The following is an 18,005-nucleotide window of genomic DNA, read 5'->3' as shown; positions in this document are numbered from 1 at the left end:
AATCATTTGGGTTTAGTAATAAAAATATAGGAAGAAACCCGGTTTCTGAGATTGTGTGGTAAGGAGAATTTACCTACCGAATATTACCTAAAATTCGACCAAAACTTCCTCCAAAACTTCCTCTTTTCCGCCCAACAAATCCTGCGCGGCCTCTAACATACTCTCAGAAAAATCTTTCAAATCTTCCCGACTTGCTAAATAAGTTTTCAAAGCTTCTAAAGGTTCTATACTATTATTAGCATTCAATTCTGGCAACCGCGGCCTCGCTAGCTGACTGACTAATTCCGGTTGAATTGTGTAGCTGTGGGCTTCGCTTAAAAGTGCGTGCAATTCTGGGTTATCTATTAAGTCTAATTGTTCCGATCGCAATTGGTAAACTAATCTCACCACAGCATCTTGGATTTGCTTCTTCCCAATGGCTTTAACCAAGTCAGCTTGCGGGTTTTCCGATTCAGACACCTTTACCTTAATCGTCAGAAACACTCGCACGGGTAACGCGCAAAATTCCCACTCAGCTTTCCCTCGTTCCAAATTAATTAACACAAAACCTTTGTCTTCTTTCTCTTCGCTAAAATCAACTCGTTCGATGCTTCCCGGATAAATTACGGGCGGATTGTTGGATAAATTCAAATTTTGGTGTTTGTGAACGTGACCGAGGGCTACGTAGTCGAAACAAGGGCGTGTTAGCATGGAAACGGGTATGTTAAAACCTTTACCAACTGCTAAAAAACGTTCCGCGCCCAGACTGGCTTTATCTGCCATTAAGTGCGCTAATAGTACGGTGGGGATTTCGGGGTTGAGACGGCGAATTTCTCCTTCTAGGGCGATCGTCAGTTTTTCGGTTAATAATTGGTTAACATCGCCCACAGAAAGGCTTTCAGTCTCTGAACGTGTCATTAAGGTCGATCGCGTCAACCAAGGCAGTGTAACCACCTGTACTGCGCCATTGCGGGTCTGTATGAGGTGAGTTTCCAGGCGATCGCCTACAATAAACTTAGGTATTCCCAAAGTCCGGTAAATCCCCAAACTCGCGCCGCCCTGTCCCTGGGAATGTTGGTCGTGATTTCCTACTAGCAAAACCGTCGGAATTTGCGCGTCAACTAAGCGGCTGAATTGCCGCGCAAAAGCCTCTTTTACAAACGGTGGCGGCGTTGAATCCGGGAAAGCATCGCCGCCGAATATAACTAAATCTACGGGTTCAGAAATTGCCCTGTCCATACATTTACTCAAGGTAGCTGCGAAGTCTTCCAGCCGCGTATTTAAGCCGGTTTCTGGATTAACGCGGCCGTGAGAAAAGCCACTTCCCATGTGGATGTCTGAAAGGTGTAAGATTTTAATCATTGTTTTCTTTGTAAGTTGTAATTGAGGTTCGTAGTGAGGAGTGAAGTCCTCACTTTGCCAAGTATTTTATGTTTTTATAGGTGCTAATTCGACGCTGTGTCGATTGGGATTGATGCGTTTATCGATCGCAAAAATTGCCTTTTCTTCCTCCAACCCGATTTCGTGAAACTCTTTAAACAAACATTCTAACTCAATTTTTGCAATAACAGTTTCCAGCCACTTATCAAAGGAATCGCATTCAATGCTTCTCAAAGGTTCGTTTTTGCACTCAAAACTAATAATTTGTCCGGGAGTACCGTCAAAACAACCCTTTGTATCCACAACCCGCAGCCACAAATCATCTACTTTCATAAACGGAATCCATGCTTTGTTCCAATATTCTCCGGGCTGCCATTCTTGAAAATTAACTTGACTCTGGGTGTCCCAAAATTTTTTCTCCTTCACAATAGATGCCAAAGATAAAATACTCCTGCCGTGTTCAAAAGGCAACAGCCACTTATTTTCTGAACTCTCATAAGCCGAACCGTTATACCAGCGATAAAAATCATAAAAAGTTTCGGGAAGCGATTGTTGGTAAAGTTTTTTAAATAAGTCTATTTCCGTTTCAATTGCACCAGAATTTAGCAAATTTTGCGCGTCGGGACAGTAGCGTTTTAAGCTTTGGGCGAAGGTACGAACCAGAGGATTGCGTGGCTGAAAAAGTTGTTTCATACATCATAATATCATGCCGGGGACTTTTTGATAAATTTGGGCGATCGGGCAGCGAAAATCTATACTTGTCAACTCTAATATCAATTCCGTTAGCATCGGAATTATTCATTTCTCTCTGTTTTCTCTGTGTTCTAGTCAGGTTAAATCACCTGACGATGCAACGGTCAACGATATAACTCATCTCCTTGTCTATAAATCCGATTGGGCAAAGTTCCCTCAGCATTGAGTCGAAAACATTCAATTTGGATTTCAGATTGATTGATCGGGATGTAGAAATTGTTTTTGCTGAAAAACATTGATGCGTCTTATTTTCTTCAGTCTGCGGAGGCAGACATCGTTTATATAGAGGCGGTTTCAACCGCCGTCCTATTTTAACAAATTTCTAGAAATCGCGCGTGCCACAATTTGCCGCTTTCCGTCAATCCCTGCGATCGCACTTTAATTTTAACTCCGCGAGGGTTAGCCTCGTATAGTCGGGCAATTTCCTGCATTTCCCCGCTGCTAAAGCCCGTTCCCACTGTTCCTACCCGCAGTAATTTGCCCCCAATTTCTTGCGCGACTTCGATCGCACTAAAGGGCCGCCCCGCAACTTTAGTCGGTGTCAACCCGACAATCAACAACTCGTATTCCTGACAGTATTTAGTCCGCACCATCGGAAACTTTTTAACATCTTTCCCGCCGACATAACAGCAGTTGTGCAAAATCCAAACTTCGCCTTCTCTGTTTTCCGATTCCTGCTGCTGGGCTAGCAAAAGTTTTTCAGAGGCGGTGCGATAAGTCGGTACAATTTCAAATTCTGAAGATAAACTTACCAGCAATTCACCAACTGCAACTCCGGCGGCAATTCGTTCCGATTCTGCCAACCCAGTCAAGTCTTTGCCGTAGGAAAACAAACATTTGAAAATCGCATAAACGGCGGTTGGTTGGGTCGTCGGGAAACCCATTTCAATATTAATTGTAGCAGCTTGTGCGCCCGTGCGGTGTTCGCTGCCGGTACAGCTTGTGTAATACAGTTCGCCGTCTAAAACAAAAGTGCCAATTTGAGCGGCTGTGTCTGTTAATGCGCGATCGATCGCAATTGATGCTTGTTGTCGCAGGTTAGTCGATCGCGATTGATAGTACACTTTATCTAGCGTCGCGATGACAACTACTCGATTGCCGTCCCGTTTTGGCTGTCCCCAATAATCGGGATTTTCGATGTAATAAGAACGTTCCACCGGCGCATCAACCGGCTGCATCGTCACAATCTTTCCCGGCTGCAAATGCGCCGGCAATTCGGGAACAATCGGATTGTTTGCAGTCTCTATTTTGGCAGCAGCTTTTGATTTTGCCGCAGGAGGAGCATTGGTGGTAGACTTGCTTTGAGTGTTGTTAGTCGGCTTTTCTCCAGTTTCCAACTCAAACGCTCTTTTCCAAAATCCCACCGCCATTTCCGGGTATCCTTCCGACTCCGCACACAGTGCAAAACCAATAACTTTTGCCGTACCGATGCCGCGCCCGTAATCAGCCAAATACTGCACCGCCCCCGCTTCACCCATCAAGTGCAATTCCCGCGTGACGATGCGATTGTTCCAACGTTCTCGGATATCGGCGCTAATTTTTTTAGCTGCTTTGCGTTTTGCTTCGGCGTATTCGGTGCAGTCCATACGGCCTCCTTTTTGTAGGGCTACTTCATATACTATACTAAAGCTTGATTTATTAGTCAAGGTTAAGTTGATAATTAGGAGGTGTGAATAAATTTAACTCTTTGATTTGTGAACTAGATTTATTTTTTAACCGCAGAGGCGCAGAGGGCACAGAGAAAGAGAAGAAAGAAAACGATAGGCTTGTAGTGGTGTTTTGATTGTCAATGGCGGTAATCTGTTCGCCGCCAATGCTAAGATAACTTGATCGCACATTGCGAACAATAAAGTCGCGAGTTGTGTCTTGCTCGCCTTGGGTTCGCCAACTTGCGATCGCACCTTCGACAATTTAAGATCGAGTTTAATCTTACTCTAATGATGCGATTGATTTTGTACAGCAAACCCGGATGCCATTTATGCGAAGGGTTGCAAGAAAAACTCGAACAGATTGAAAACCTCAAATTTCAACTCGAAGTCCGAGATATTACCCAACGCGACGATTGGTTTGCAGCTTATCAGTACGAAGTTCCAGTTTTGTTTAAAGTCCACCCCCAGCCAATAAATTCTGCTGTCGAACCTGCATTTTCCTCCGAACAACTGTTACCCCGTCCTTCTCCCCGCTGCACAGTCACCCAATTGGAGCAACTGTTACAGAAATATTGGCAAATCGATGCGTCACAATAATAATAGGATTTATGCAAAAACTCAGGGTTTAATCCTGGTCTCGCGATGCCCGCCCCGCACCCCAAACCATCTCTCTGCTGCCGGTAACGCGCACAGCACAGCCTGCAGACAGCCGCTCAAACAATTGCACCAGTCATATTCAAGACATCCAAGTGAGGAGTTTTTCAGATGAAATTGAGAGAATTATTAGCAGCACTTCCCGGCATTTCCTTTGACACCCAACATCTGGCCCTTGATGCAGAAGTCAAGGGTTTATCGACTAATTCCCACGCTTGTGCGGCGGGAGATTTGTTTTTGGGAATGCCGGGAACTCGCGTAGATGGGGGAGATTTTTGGCAAAGCGCGATCGCCAGCGGTGCAATTGCTGCCATAATTTCCACCCCAGCAGCCGAGAAAACACCCTCCCAAGACGGGGGTACTTGTGTCATCGCAGCAGCCGATATGTCTCAAGTTTGCGGTCAAATAGCCACCGCATTTTACGGGAATCCAGCTAACAAATTAAAACTTGTCGGCGTTACGGGTACCAACGGCAAAACTACCACAACTCATTTAATCGAGTTTTTGCTCAATCAAATGCAGTTGTCTACCGCGATTTTCGGCACGCTTTACACTCGCTGGCCCGGTTTCCAACAAACTGCACTTTACACCACACCTTTTGCGGTTGACCTGCAAAAACAACTAGCAGAAGCTGCCGCCGCTGGATGCAAATACGGGGTGATGGAAGTCAGTTCCCACGCTTTAGCGCAGCAGCGGGTTTTGGGCTGCACTTTTGAAGTTGCTGTGTTTACAAACTTGACTCAAGACCATCTCGATTATCACCGCGATATGGAAGATTATTTTGAGGCAAAGTCTCTGTTGTTCGGTTCCGATTATCTCAAGAATCGCGCTGTAATTAATATTGACGATGCCTACGGACGGCGGATTGTTGAAAGTTTAAAATCGGAGAAAGTTTGGAGTTACAGCACAACCGACAAAACGGCTGATTTGTATGCTTCAGATTTACAGTATCAGCCCGACGGAGTTAAGGGAATGCTGCACACTCCCAAGGGCGAAACTCCTTTTGTTTTGCCTTTAGTCGGTCAGTTCAATTTATCAAATATGTTGGCTGCTGTCGGCGCTGTTTTAGAATTGGGTTTAGATTTGTCCGCAATTGTGGAGAAATTATCTCAGTTTTCGGGAGTTCCGGGACGGATGGAACGGGTACAAATTAGTCCCGACCAAGATATTAGCGTGATTGTCGATTACGCGCACACTCCTGACAGTTTGGAGAACTTGTTGAAGGCTTCGCGACCGTTTATTCCGGGGCGGATGATTTGCGTGTTTGGTTGCGGTGGCGATCGCGATCGCACGAAACGCCCGATCATGGGTAAAATCGCGGCAGAATTGGCCGATGTCGCCGTTGTTACTTCCGACAATCCGCGTACCGAAAATCCCGATCGCATTTTGGAAGATGTTCTCGCAGGTATCCCCGCCACCGTAAAGCCCGTCGTCATGGGCGATCGCGCGGCAGCAATTCGCACTGCTATTATGGACGCTAAACCCGGAGATGGCGTGCTAATTGCCGGAAAAGGACACGAAGATTATCAGATTTTGGGCACCGAAAAAGTCCATTTTGACGATCGAGAACAAGCGCGAGATGCCTTAAAAGCCAGAATGAATTCGGTTAAATGAATTCGGTTAACAGTTAACAGTTAACTGTTAACAGTTAACTGTTAGCTGTTCGTGGGCTGTGAAATTTGTTGTATTTTTAAGTATTGATAGGACGATAGAATCTGATTGGCACTAGATTATATCTGATTAATCCTGAGACTAAACAACTCAAACTCATTGACTGTTGTATTTCTGCACTGGGAGAAGGAACGGAGTTTGTCATTGAGATTTTCATTGATTAAAACTAATGACTAATGACTAATGACTAAGCACTATTGCAGCGGCAAAAATACGGTCATTACATCGCCTTTTTGCGGCCGCTGGCGTATTACTAATTTCCCGCCCGCTGCTCGAAATAAATTCTTAGTGACGCTCAAATTTAAACTCAAACTTCCAGTCTCCGGCTGCACCATTAACAAAGGCCCGATCGATCGCAAAGGAGTATTCGCTGAAGCTGCAAAAGTCGATGCGCCATTACCTTCAGGTAGGTGCTCCGATTCTAACTGCAATTTTAACTGATCGCCCGCCAAAGTCACTTCTACCTGAATGCGACTCCCCGAGGGCAAAGTTCGAGTAAAATTCTCAATCAAATTAGTTAAAACCTGATCCAACATTGTCGGATCGCTGACTACGGCCGGCAATTTTTGGGGCACAATAATTTCTAAAGTGTGGTTGCGCTGAATTGCTTGTTTTTGCCAGCGGGGAATGCTATTTTGCAGCACTTCACCGAGGGACATTGCTGTTAGCTGCATCCCAGAATTTTTAGCTTGCGACATTTCCAATTCCACGGCGCGGAAAATTAAACCGAAGCGATCGATCTGAGCGGTGCACTCAGCATCAATCATTTCCAAACGCTTCACCACCACCGGTTCGAGTTTGGGACGTTTCAGCAGCAGCCGAGTCAGGGTGCGAATGGTGGCCAAAGGAGTGCGGACTTCGTGGGCGATCGCCTGTAGCAATTCCACTTCTTTGGTAGCATGAGACAGATGAGACTTGCAATTGATATTTTCCCGCCCTTTCAAGCTATCATCAACTCTTTCGTTTTTTCCCCTCGCTACTTCGTCTTTGCCAAGGGGCAAATTATGCAGAAGCAAGCGGGTGAACTGCGCGACTGTTTGATAGTTTGGAACTACAGGCAAAAACTGCTGGAATTGCGCGTCTAATTTCGTAGAATTATGAGTTAATTGGCTGACTGGCAAATTGATACCGCCGTCAGAATTGGCAAGCAAACAATCGCTTTCAGTCACCCTGCGCCGCAAAACTTCCCAAGCTTTGGCGGCGATTTGCGGGTCGAAAGAAAATAGAAAAGCCGGAATTCCCGCCGAATTTTCACCCAAAACCATCACCAGACTAAAAGTAGCAGTTAAAACCAAACAAAACTGCTCGTTTGCTAAAGGATCGCCGATCGCCAAAGCTAAAGCCGGGGCCGCCTCCGGTACAGATCTTTGCTGCTGGGCCGCCGGTAGCAAAGCTAAAGTTTGTCTAGCACGAAAAGACCACAAACCTGCATCGTTGTCGGGAATACTGGTAAAAATCCAATTAGCAAAACCGGAAACGACAGCGGGCTCTGTCAAAACCGAAGACGGCCCGGACAAAACCAATCCCTGACAAGAATTGGGATTTGGGGAGAGACAGTGTTTTTGCCGATCGAGCATTTGATTCAAAGTTGCGATCGCCCCGTACCATTCCCGCTCAGCCTTCTGTCTAGCAGCCGCACGACTCCCAGGACACTTCGGGCGGCCGTTTTGGGCGATCGACCTCGGAGAGGGACTGAGGTCATTTTCAGAGCCTTCGGAGGCTAAAATTTCGCTGATTGTTGGTAGAAAGTAAGTATTCACAGTAGTTATAAGCCCACCTTCACAGACGTGAAGAATGAAGTATTTATTTATAGGAATGTTTAGGAGCGAGAATTTAAGCAGCAGTAGGACGGAAACAACCAGCCTAATTTCTTGCGTCTTGCCCCTAACCCACAGGATATCTATATTTGTCAACTAACGATATTGGCAGAACCGTACCAATAAGTCGCAATCTCCGCGCTTCCGGCGATATTTTGGACGATCGCCCTAACAAAAGTGCAAAATGGATGCAGTCAAACACCCTGCTTTCCTTATGCCCACCTCGATCGCCGACTCCAAAAATCTGCTGTCAGACTTAATGGCACGCTACCGCACCCAAGTAGATTATCTAGCAATTCGACTCGAAGAAGCCGAAGGAACCGACATCCTGCTGCGGGGCGAAAAAATTGAAACCCTCAGCGAAGGAATCTCCATAGGAGGTCAAGTCCGAGCTTGTCACAAAGGCGGCTGGGGCTTTGCCAGTTTTAACCGACTTTCCACCCTCGCCGAAAGAATCGAAGAAGCCATCGCCGCGGCCAAACTGATCGGCGAAGAAGAAACAATTCTCGCGCCAGTAACGCCCGTACAGGACATTTGCTTCCTGCCGCTGACAGGAACAGACCCCCGCCTGGTGCCCTTAATTGACAAAAAACAATTGTGCGATCGCTACGCAGCCATTTTACGCAGCATAGACCCCCGCATCGCCACCATCTCCGTGCGCTACGGCGACAGCACCCAGCGCATCATCCTCGCCACCTCCGAAGGCACCATGCTCGAACAAGGTTGGGCAGACATGGAAATGCGCTTTGCCGCCACAGCCCGCAGCGGGGAAACCGTACAAACCGGCCGGGAAACCACCGGTTCCCGCAAAGCTTACGAAGATTTAATGGAACTTGAAACCCAAGTTCGCAGCGCCGCCCAGCGCGCCGTAGATTCCCTAGCCTTACCCCCCGTCCAAGGCAACACCTACACCGTCGTCATCGACCCAATTTTGACCGGATTGTTCGTCCACGAAGCCTTCGGACACCTTTCCGAAGCCGACATGGCCTACGAAAACCCCGATATTTTGGAAGTGATGACCCTCGGCCGCCAGTTCGGCCCGAAAAACTTGCAAATTTTCGACGGTGCTGCGCCGGAGGGACACCGAGGCAGCTATTACTACGACGATGAAGGCACTCCGGCGACTACTACTCAGTTAATTAAAGACGGCGCATTAGTCGGGCGGCTGCACTCGCGGGAAACAGCGGGTAAGTTGGGAGAAACGCCTACCGGTAATGCTCGCTGTTTAAATTATCATTATCCGCCGATCGTCCGCATGACTAATACTTGGATCGAAAGAGGCGATACGCCGGTGCCGGACTTATTTTCTGGGATCGAAGAAGGAGTTTATGCACGCAATTGGCAGGGCGGGATGACTAACGGCGAAATGTTTACTTTCAGTGCTGGGGAAGCTTGGATGATCCGATCCGGAAAACTCGACAATCCGGTGCGGGATGTGACTCTTTCGGGTAATGTTTTCAGCACTTTAGCCGATATTGAGGCGATCGGCGACGATTTTTACTGGGATGAATCCGGCGGCTGCGGTAAAGGAGGACAAAGCGGTTTACCCGTGGGCTGCGGCGGCCCGAGTTTGCGGATTCGCGACGTGGTTGTGGGCGGCGAAGCTGCCCCAGAGTAAAGCATCAAAATAAAAAATCAAGGTAAAGCCGAAGATTCCTACTCGCGCTTTACCTTGATTGTTGTTACCTGCCGTCCGATTTTCTTTTGGGCAAATACATCCTTTTTTTGACGGTTTATCTGCCGCTGCCTCGCTCGGGCAAGGTATCTTTATCGGTATCGGCGCGAAAGTTGTGAGTGTTCGCTTGATGGGTGATAATTTCCGAAGCAGAGTTGTCTTGAGAGAAAAAGCTCGATCGAGCTTCTAAGCTTTGAGCCTTAACTGCAGTGGCGCTCAGTAACAGGCTTGACATGAGAATGGAAGAGTAAACGCGCATCATAAAATTGGGTGTTTGTATTTTCCACTTCTTGATACGCAGCCTCTACTCTGATATCAGGGTAAAATTTGGAATTGCGACGAAATCATCAGTTAGTAATTGACAGCACCTGCGATTTTTTTGAGTTTTCCTCAAAAGGGGGTAAAGCCCCTCATTCAACTCGCTGATGCGCTCGTAAGTTCGAGTTTTCGCCCAATTGCTCGATCGCAAAATTATTCAACCTGTGTTTTTTTTTGAAATCCTCTTAAAACAAGCAAGCAAACAAACACCGTAAGTTGTAATTTTTTATTAATATTCCGATTAAATTCATAATTTATTGATAAAGCATTTTTCGGCAACAATGGGTCACGATTGATCATCGGTAAGCTGTTGCTCATATATATTGTGTATGGCGATTGAGGGTCCGATGGGGATCAGGGGAGAGGGGGAGAGGATTTGACAATTTTTGATTGTCATCAAAATATACAATGTTTATTTACACAACAGCTTAAAGCTGATTGCATAAATTTGCGATCGATCGCGAAACCGCAGATATCAGGCAGATAAACACAGATAAACGCAGATAAATTTATTTTGTAGCAGATTCCTAAATCTCAACTCTCAAATCTCTAATCTCAAATCGACTCAGGATCGAAAACTTAATAAGTTAAACAGCTCCTACAGTCTTCTCTCCTGTAAGTTGCTTTCCTCAAAGGAGGCAGAGCCAAAGCATCTGCATTACCAGGCAGAGCGAAAGTAACGAGCAATCTCTAATCTCAAATCGACTCAGTTGTTTGTCTACCAGAAAATTGGGGTTAGAGCCTCCCCCTTCTAGGGGGACTTTCTCCATATTTTTAGAGGAAGTTAGGCATTCCTATGATAAACGTGTTATCGTAGGAACAGGAGAAAATTAAGATGCTCGTTCTCGAATTCAAGGCTTACGCAAAACCAGATCAATTCCAGGCAGTCGATGAAGCGATTAGAATTTGTCAATTCATTCGCAACAAATCGATCCGACTGTGGATGGATGGTGGCGCTAAATCTTGGTTCGATCGTTCTAAGTATTGTGCGATTTGGGCAAAATAATTTGAATTTGCAAATAAGTTAGGTGCGATGGCCAGGCAGGCTAGTGCAGAAAGAGCATGGGCCAGTATTTCTCGATTCTTCGATCGTGTTAAAAAAGGCATTAAAGGTAAAAGAGTTGGGTTTCCTAAATTCCAGAAAAATTGTCGTTCTGTTGAGTACAAAACTAATTCTTGGAAGCTCTCGGAAGATAGGAAATCAATCATCTTTACCGATAAGTGTGGAATTGGCAGACTGAAGTTAAAAGGTACTCGCGACTTAAATTTCTATCAACCAGACAAAATTAAGCGGGTGCGGTTGGTAAAACGATCAGATGGATATTACGTCCAGTTTTGCATCTCTGTAGAACGAGTAGAAACCGCTCCCATGACAGGCAAAACGATTGGACTAGATGTCGGTTTGAAAGAGTTTTACACTGATTCAAATGGCTTCATGGTTCCCAACCCTAGATTTCTGCGTAGATGTGAAGCACGAATAAAACGTGCTGGGCGTCTTGTAAGTCGGAAAGTCAAGGGTGGGTCAAATCGCCACAAAGCTAGAGTGATTTTAGGTAAGCGACATCTCAAAATAAGTAGACAGCGCTCATACCATGCAATTAAGCTTGCAAGGTGCTCCCATCACATCAAACGATGTAGTAGTTTACGAAGATTTGAGAGTGTCTAACCTGGTTAAAAATCACTGCCTAGCAAAATCAATAAGCGATGCTTCTTGGTATCAGTTCAGAGTGTTCTTAGAATATTTTGGAAAAGTGTTTGGTCGGATAACTATTGCGGTAAATCCTGCTTACACCAGTCAAGAATGCAGTAATTGCGGGGAAGTCGTTAAAAAATCTCTATCCACTCGAACCCATGCTTGTCAGTGTGGATGCGAGATGGATAGGGCTCGTAATGCCGCAATTAATATCCTGAATCGCGGGATAGGTACGACGGGGCACGTCGGAACCTCTGTACTAGATGCAGTAAACGCTTAGGGAGATTGGATCTCTGGATCGGGTGCAGTAATGTTCTTGATTTAAGTCCCATCGCAGAACTAAGAATCCTCACGTCTTGAGGCCCAGGAGTGTCAACTGTAAAAATAGCGAGTCGAGGGTTGAGGAGTTATCCAAAACAACATCGGCTTGTTGGCACTTTTGAGCTAGCGGCATCTGAGCCTTAATCCGGGCATTCGCCCGATCGCAATTCAAGCCATCTCGCTGCATTAACCGCTCTAACTGCACTTCGGGCGAACAGTACACCACCCAAATTTCGGTACACAAATCTGTCATGTTAGCTTCAAACAACAGCGGCACTGCCAAAACTACTGTCAATGTATTTGGTGATACCGGATTATGTGAAGCAATGCAGTTTTGAGTTGCTTCCACCAATCGGCGGCGTACATAAGGGTGAATCTGTTGTTCCAACCACTGCCGTTCGGCTGCGTTACAAAAAATAATATTTCCTAACTCTGGGCGATTTAAATTGCCGTCGGAAAACAAAATACTAGCGCCGTATCGTTCTACAATAGAGTCAAGTATTGGCGAACCGGGTTGCACGGCTTCGCGGGCATAAATATCGGCATCTAAAATCGGAAATCCACAGGCATCTGCCAGATAATTAGATATAGCGGTTTTTCCGGTGGCGATGCCCCCTGTCAAACCGATCGCGCGGACAACTGGATCGCTCATAATTTTCTCTTTGTTTAAACAAAACTGTGTGTTTCGACACTTGGTCTATGTGTTTGCTATGTTGGTGACACAATCAAAATTAGACTGAAAATTGGAAATTTGCGATCGAGAGCTAGCGTTAGGAAGTGTCAGCATTGGGGTGCGATCGACTCTTTTTTAGCTAAAATCTCCATTTTTAACTCAAATTTAAGTCTAGATCGAGGCAAACCTATGAATGCTCAACGTGCTGTGCGATCGATTCTGGCAGCAATTCCCCTTGCTGGATTTTTGATATTAGATTTTTTGCCCAACCTGGTTTTCCTCAAAGAAAACAGCAGCGGATGGGTAATTGTGGCAATTTATCCCCAATCTCAAATTGCCGCAGCACAATCGATCGTTCCAGCACCAGAGGGCGCAGGCACCGCCATCGCCCCAAAACCGGGCGCTCGCTACGACATTACAGGTGGCACAGCCTCGCGAGACGGAGCAAATCTGTTCCACAGTTTTACTCGATTCGGTTTGAATTCTGGCGAAACAGCCAATTTTATCTCCAATCCCACCATTAAAAATATCCTCGGCCGCGTTGTCGGCGGCGACGCTTCGTTAATTAACGGTTTAATTCAAGTTAGCGGCGGCAATTCTAACTTGTACCTGATGAACCCCGCAGGGATTATTTTCGGAACCAATGCCCGACTCGACGTGTCCGGGTCTTTTTTTGCTACCACCGCTAGCGGTATCGGTTTTGACAGCGGCTGGTTCAACGGCACCGGGGCGAACGACTACGCGGCCCTCGTCGGAGAGCCGAATACTTTTGCTTTTGGCGCGCAGTCGGGGAGTATTGTCAATGCCGGCGATTTGGCTGTGGGAAGCAGGCAAAATTTGACTTTGCTGGGCGGTACTGTCATCAGTACAGGGAAACTTTCAGCCCCCGGCGGTCAAATTACTGTGGCGGCCGTCCCTGGCGAAAATCGGGTGCGGTTGAGTCAAAACGGACTTTTGCTGAGTTTAGAATTTACTCCGGGTGCGGGAGTGTCGGGTTCGACAACTCTGCCTTTTTCTCCCCTGAGTTTGCCTCGACTGCTTTCGGGGCAAGGCGTTGCTGAGGCTACGGGTGTAACTGTGAACGATCGCGGTGAAGTCGTACTGACTGCAGGCCAAACAGTGCCTGCAATGGCAGGAACTGCGCTGATATCGGGTGCTGCGGACGTGTCTGCCAGGGGGGGCGCGGGAGGCAGTATCAACGTGTTGGGCGACAAGGTAGGGCTATTAGGAGCGAAGATTGATGCTTCGGGGGCCGACGGCGGCGGAACGGTGCGGATCGGCGGAGATTACCGGGGCGAGGGAACTGTGCCGAATGCGACGATGACTTATGTGGATGGCAAAAGTTCGATCGCCGCCAACGCCACAGACTCCGGTAACGGCGGCAGAGTTTTTGTCTGGGCGGACAACACGGCAGCATTTTTGGGCAGCATCAGCGCGACGGGCGTTTCTGCAACTGGCGGCAGCGCAGGTATTGGCGGGTTTGTGGAAGTTTCGGGCAAGCAAAGATTGATTTTTAACGGTAATGTCGATACTTCCGGCACAAACGGTTTGGGGACTTTGCTGCTTGACCCGGAGAATATTTTAATTACAGATTCCGAAGCAGCGGCGGGTGATGCGGAAATTATTGCTAACAATAATATTTTGGCAGGAACTCCACCGGAAGGGCAAAACAATTCCGATGCTTCGCTGACAATTTCTACTAGAGCTTTGGAAAGTCTGTCGGGGACGGCAAATGTGGTTCTGGAAGCGCTCAACGATATTAAAATTGCTGATTTGGCGGACGGTCAGTTGAGCTTTGCGGCCACTACTGGTTCGGTGACATTCAGGGCAGATGCCGATCGCAGCGGTGCGGGTGCTTTTTCGATGAATCCTAGAGATACAATTAGCACGGCTGGCGGCGCGATCGCCCTGGAGGGAAGTCAAATTACGGCGGGCAATTTGTCGAGCAACGGCGGAAATATTAGTTTAATAAGTCCGGGAACAACGGTTGCTAACAATATTTCGGCATCTAATTCTAGCAGCGGTACTAGCGGAAATATTTTGCTGGAAGGCCAAAACGTCACAGTCCAAAAAATTGATGCTAGCGGCTCTAAATCTGCGGCAAATATAACTTTGACGGCTAGGAACCTTCTGGGAGTGAGCTCGATCGCAGGGGGTTCTGGAAACATTACTTTGACTGGTAATGAAATTAATTTGACTGGTGGCAATAATTCGATCGGCGGCACTGGCTTTTTGGTAATGCAGCCTTGGAGCTCCGGTCAAAATATTGCGATCGGCGGTTCTGGAGATGTCGGTACTAATATTTATTTGAATCTGACAGCAAAGGAACTCGGAAGTTTGGAAAACGGGTTTGCTGGAATTACGATCGGTCGCAGCAACGGTACCGGTGCGATTTTGATTGCTAACGATTTCACATTTTATGACCCGCTAATTATTCAATCGCCGGCGGGTTTGGGAACAATTGCTACTACAAGTTCTTTGACTGGGGCTGACGATGCCTCAATTACTCTGAAAGCAGACGGCAATATTCGCATCGGAAATATCACTACCAAAAATCAAGAAATTCGCATCGCCAGTACGACGGGGAATGTGACAACTGGTCAGCTACACACGGGAATTCCGCCCAGCATCAGCACTTCTGTCAATTCTTCCAAGCTGCCGCGCACGTCGGCTGGTGATGTGAGCGTTACGGCAGAGGGTAGGGTGACTGCAGGCTCGATCGACACTAAGGGCGATCGCGGGGGTAACGTGACGCTGACTGGTGGTGCGGGAGTGACAGCAGGGGCGATCGAAGCTGGCGGTTCGCAAACAGGGGGAAATATTACTCTGACAGGTAATGAAATTGATTTGACGGGCGGTAAGAATTCGATCGCCAGCAACGGCAATTTGGTGCTGCAACCGTCCGATCCGGCTCAAAATATTACTATTGCCGGTGCTGCTGAGACTGAGGCTTTGGACTTGACTGCTGCAAAATTGAACTCGCTGCGGAACGGGTTTACTTCCGTAGCGATCGGCCGTGCTGACGGTAGCGGCATGATAACTATTGTTCCGCCCACAACAGCACCAAATTCAACAAATTCTACACCAGTCCCGGCGGTGACATTTCAAGACTCGACGACGATCCGATCGCCTTTTGGCCAGGGCGCGATCGCGGGAACGGGTGCGATCGCCGGTACTGATAACGCCACAATTTCTCTGATCGCAGGTACTGTCGCTGTCGGAGACGTTACCTCGAATGGGGGGATTAACATCACTAGCAGTCAGGGTAGCTTAACTGCTGGTGTTGTTTCATCTCGATCGGCGAACGGGGCGGGGGGCGATATCAACATCCGCAGCGCCGGTGGGATAGCAGCGGGCAATGTCAATGCTTTCGGTGCCAAAAACGGCGGCAATATCTCGATCGCCGCGCCCGGCCAGATCGTGACGGGGGCTGTCAATTCGAGTTCGGAGTCGGGAAGTGCCGGCTCGATCGAGATTAACGGGCTCAAAGATGTTGAAGTTGCTTCGATCAAAGCTCGCGGCAATACCGGCGGCGATGTTGCAATCGATGCGGGAGGAGTGTTTCGGGCGGCGGGAACTGGAACGACTGCCGATCGCCCATCGAGCGTTAGCATTTCTACAGACGGGCAGGTGCGATCGGGTTCGCTGACGTTGCTGCAAAGCGCTTGCCGGTCAGGAAACTGCAAGGCGACGACTGTGGCGGCGGGAAACTCGAAGCCGACGACTGGGGAATCGTCAACTGCGACACCGCTGGCGATCGTGCCTCCTCCTGCTGAAACTACCACTGTGGAACTGAAAACTACAGGCACTTCTCAACAAATTGTCGTTCAGCCCCCCTCCGCGTCTGGGCCCAAGAGCGGTACCGCAAATGTCTCGCCAGAACCTGCTGCTGGGTCTGTTGAGGTGCTGCCGAACGAAACCGACTCCCCCTCCTCATCCTCCCCTGTACTGCTGTCGTCGCGGGTGTTAAATGCCGATGGGGCCGCGCCTGCGGCGACAACAAACGGCAGCGCGGCGACAGCACAGAAGCCCGCGAGTGGTGGAAATACAGAAAGTATCGGAAATGTGAGGGTTCCTGAGATTTCTCGATCGAGTGCGATCGCAATAAGTCCGAGCGAGGCTGTGCAGCAAAGGGATAGAATTCAGGGCCAGGAATTTGAGCGTTATTTTGGTGGCAATATCGCTCAAAAGTCAGTCACGCCGCAAAGTATCCGAGATACTCTCAGCAGTGTCGATCGCTTGACAGGGGTTAAGCCGGCGATTGTTTATGTGTGGGCGCAACAGGGATATTTAGAACTTATGTTATTTTTGCCCGACGGCAAAAGTGTTTTTAAAACCGTGTCTGTAAGCCGCGAGACTGTGTTGCAAGTTGCCAAAGAATTCACTAATGCTGTGAGAACTCCTCGGAGATTGAATACTGCTGATTATAAGGCACCAGCCCAGGAACTTTATCAGTGGTTAATTGCACCGCTGCAACCGGAATTGGAGGCTAACAAAATTGACACCTTGGTGTTTTCGATGGATGCCGGTTTGCGAACTTTGCCTTTGGCTGCTCTTTTTGATGGCAAACAGTTTTTGGTAGAAAAGTACAGTTTGGGGCTGATTCCCAGTTTGAGTTTGACTGATACTCGCTATGCCGATGTTAGGGGTTCGGAAGTGTTGGCGATGGGTGCGTCGAAATTTCCGACCAAATACGATCAAAATCCTCTGCCGGCTGTGCCGTTGGAAATATCGACAATTGTGGGCAAGATTTGGCCTGGTTCGTCTTTTCTGAATGAAGCTTTTACTCTGGCAAATTTGAAGGAAAAGCGCAATCAACCGCAATACAAAATTATTCATTTAGCGACTCACGGTGATTTTCAGCCAGGGGGGGCTGAAAATTCTTACATTCAGTTTTGGGATACTAAGTTGCGGTTGAATCAGTTGAATCAGTTGAAGTTATCCAACCCGCAGGTGGAGTTGTTGGTTTTGAGTGCGTGTACTACGGCGGTGGGTGACGAAGAGGCTGAGTTGGGGTTTGCGGGGTTGGCGGTGCACGCTGGGGTAAAATCGGCTCTGGCGAGTTTGTGGTATGTCAGCGATGCGGGTACTTTGGGGCTGATGACTGAGTTTTACCAGCAGTTGCGTACCGCGCCGATTAAGGCTGAGGCTTTGCGTCAAGCGCAGTTGGCGATGCTGCGGGGAGAAGTGCGCCTGCAGGATGGTTATTTGGTGCGATCGGGCAACAATCAAGCTCTGCCTTTGCCGGCGGAGTTGGCCGCCAGGGGCGATCGTAATTTGTCGCATCCCTATTATTGGGCTGCTTTTACCATGATCGGTTCGCCTTGGTAATTGCGAGGGAAGAGGGAAGAAGTCATTAGTCATTAGTCATTAGTCATTAGTCATTAGTCATTAGTCATTAGTCATTAGTCATTAGTCATTA

General features: G+C 47.8%; 10 protein-coding genes and 1 pseudogene. 5 read left to right on the top strand and 6 right to left on the bottom strand.

The genetic code is table 11. The features are described from left to right. Nucleotides 1–87 precede the first annotated feature (87 nt). From sbcD to QUA97_RS21930, 3 genes are all read right to left on the bottom strand, one after another. Nucleotides 88–1,341, bottom strand: a complete 1,254-nt coding sequence (sbcD, locus tag QUA97_RS21940) for an exonuclease subunit SbcD (RefSeq protein ID WP_194070652.1) — start codon at nucleotides 1,339–1,341, stop codon at nucleotides 88–90. Nucleotides 1,342–1,407: 66 nt separating this feature from the next. Continuing rightward, the gene (locus tag QUA97_RS21935; RefSeq protein ID WP_194070651.1) at nucleotides 1,408–2,052 is read right to left on the bottom strand and encodes an SMI1/KNR4 family protein; all 645 of its coding nucleotides are present in this window, start codon (nucleotides 2,050–2,052) and stop codon (nucleotides 1,408–1,410) included. Nucleotides 2,053–2,423: 371 nt separating this feature from the next. Then, nucleotides 2,424–3,758, bottom strand: a complete 1,335-nt coding sequence (locus tag QUA97_RS21930; RefSeq protein ID WP_333196029.1) for an ATP-dependent DNA ligase — start codon at nucleotides 3,756–3,758, stop codon at nucleotides 2,424–2,426. Nucleotides 3,759–4,052: 294 nt separating this feature from the next. Here QUA97_RS21930 and QUA97_RS21925 point away from each other — a divergent pair, with 294 nt between their 5' ends. Together QUA97_RS21925 and QUA97_RS21920 are read left to right on the top strand one after the other, a co-directional pair. After that, entirely contained in the window at nucleotides 4,053–4,358 is a 306-nt protein-coding gene (locus tag QUA97_RS21925) for a glutaredoxin family protein (RefSeq protein WP_194070659.1), read from the top strand. Between the two features lie 168 nt (nucleotides 4,359–4,526). Continuing rightward, nucleotides 4,527–6,029 (top strand): UDP-N-acetylmuramoyl-L-alanyl-D-glutamate--2,6-diaminopimelate ligase, encoded by a 1,503-nt coding sequence (locus QUA97_RS21920; protein WP_194070650.1) that lies wholly within the window; start codon nucleotides 4,527–4,529, stop codon nucleotides 6,027–6,029. A 251-nt stretch (nucleotides 6,030–6,280) separates the two neighbouring features. Here QUA97_RS21920 and QUA97_RS21915 read toward each other — a convergent pair whose 3' ends face one another. Continuing rightward, a complete protein-coding gene (locus QUA97_RS21915; protein WP_333196024.1) occupies nucleotides 6,281–7,846 on the bottom strand; it encodes a sensor histidine kinase in 1,566 nt (521 codons plus the stop codon). 271 nt (nucleotides 7,847–8,117) lie between these two features. On the opposite strand from QUA97_RS21915, the gene QUA97_RS21910 reads away from it, so the two are divergent. Continuing rightward, complete coding sequence (locus QUA97_RS21910) at nucleotides 8,118–9,521, top strand: TldD/PmbA family protein (protein ID WP_333196060.1); 1,404 nt, start codon at nucleotides 8,118–8,120, stop codon at nucleotides 9,519–9,521. 115 nt (nucleotides 9,522–9,636) lie between these two features. On the opposite strand, the gene patX is transcribed toward QUA97_RS21910, so the two are convergent. Then, nucleotides 9,637–9,840, bottom strand: a complete 204-nt coding sequence (gene patX / locus QUA97_RS21905) for a heterocyst-inhibiting protein PatX (protein WP_194070648.1) — start codon at nucleotides 9,838–9,840, stop codon at nucleotides 9,637–9,639. An 891-nt stretch (nucleotides 9,841–10,731) separates the two neighbouring features. On the opposite strand from patX, the pseudogene QUA97_RS21900 reads away from it, so the two are divergent. Beyond that, nucleotides 10,732–11,869 (top strand): annotated as a pseudogene (locus tag QUA97_RS21900) (RNA-guided endonuclease InsQ/TnpB family protein). A gap of 69 nt (nucleotides 11,870–11,938) precedes the next feature. On the opposite strand, the gene coaE reads toward QUA97_RS21900, so the two are convergent. Further along, nucleotides 11,939–12,562 carry a dephospho-CoA kinase gene (gene coaE, locus QUA97_RS21895; protein WP_333196022.1) on the bottom strand — a complete coding sequence of 208 codons (624 nt, stop codon included), beginning with the start codon at nucleotides 12,560–12,562 and terminating at the stop codon, nucleotides 11,939–11,941. Nucleotides 12,563–12,772: 210 nt separating this feature from the next. Here coaE and QUA97_RS21890 point away from each other — a divergent pair, with 210 nt between their 5' ends. Beyond that, the gene (locus QUA97_RS21890) at nucleotides 12,773–17,914 is read left to right on the top strand and encodes a CHAT domain-containing protein (RefSeq protein WP_333196020.1); all 5,142 of its coding nucleotides are present in this window, start codon (nucleotides 12,773–12,775) and stop codon (nucleotides 17,912–17,914) included. Nucleotides 17,915–18,005 lie beyond the last annotated feature (91 nt).

It is taken from the genome of Microcoleus sp. CZ3-B2 (assembly GCF_036705055.1).
GTDB lineage: Bacteria > Cyanobacteriota > Cyanobacteriia > Cyanobacteriales > Microcoleaceae > Microcoleus.
This window is presented reverse-complemented; position numbering and strand designations above follow the sequence as displayed.

What these genes read in the sequence shown, in the direction of transcription:
- sbcD (WP_194070652.1), bottom strand. Translation starts at nt 1,341, where the DNA reads ATGATTAAAATCTTACACCTTTCAGACATCCACATGGGAAGTGGCTTT.
- QUA97_RS21925 (WP_194070659.1), top strand. Translation starts at nt 4,053, where the DNA reads ATGCGATTGATTTTGTACAGCAAACCCGGATGCCATTTATGCGAAGGG.
- QUA97_RS21890 (WP_333196020.1), top strand. Translation starts at nt 12,773, where the DNA reads ATGAATGCTCAACGTGCTGTGCGATCGATTCTGGCAGCAATTCCCCTT.
- QUA97_RS21920 (WP_194070650.1), top strand. Translation starts at nt 4,527, where the DNA reads ATGAAATTGAGAGAATTATTAGCAGCACTTCCCGGCATTTCCTTTGAC.
- patX (WP_194070648.1), bottom strand. Translation starts at nt 9,840, where the DNA reads ATGATGCGCGTTTACTCTTCCATTCTCATGTCAAGCCTGTTACTGAGC.
- coaE (WP_333196022.1), bottom strand. Translation starts at nt 12,562, where the DNA reads ATGAGCGATCCAGTTGTCCGCGCGATCGGTTTGACAGGGGGCATCGCC.
- QUA97_RS21935 (WP_194070651.1), bottom strand. Translation starts at nt 2,052, where the DNA reads ATGAAACAACTTTTTCAGCCACGCAATCCTCTGGTTCGTACCTTCGCC.
- QUA97_RS21910 (WP_333196060.1), top strand. Translation starts at nt 8,118, where the DNA reads ATGCCCACCTCGATCGCCGACTCCAAAAATCTGCTGTCAGACTTAATG.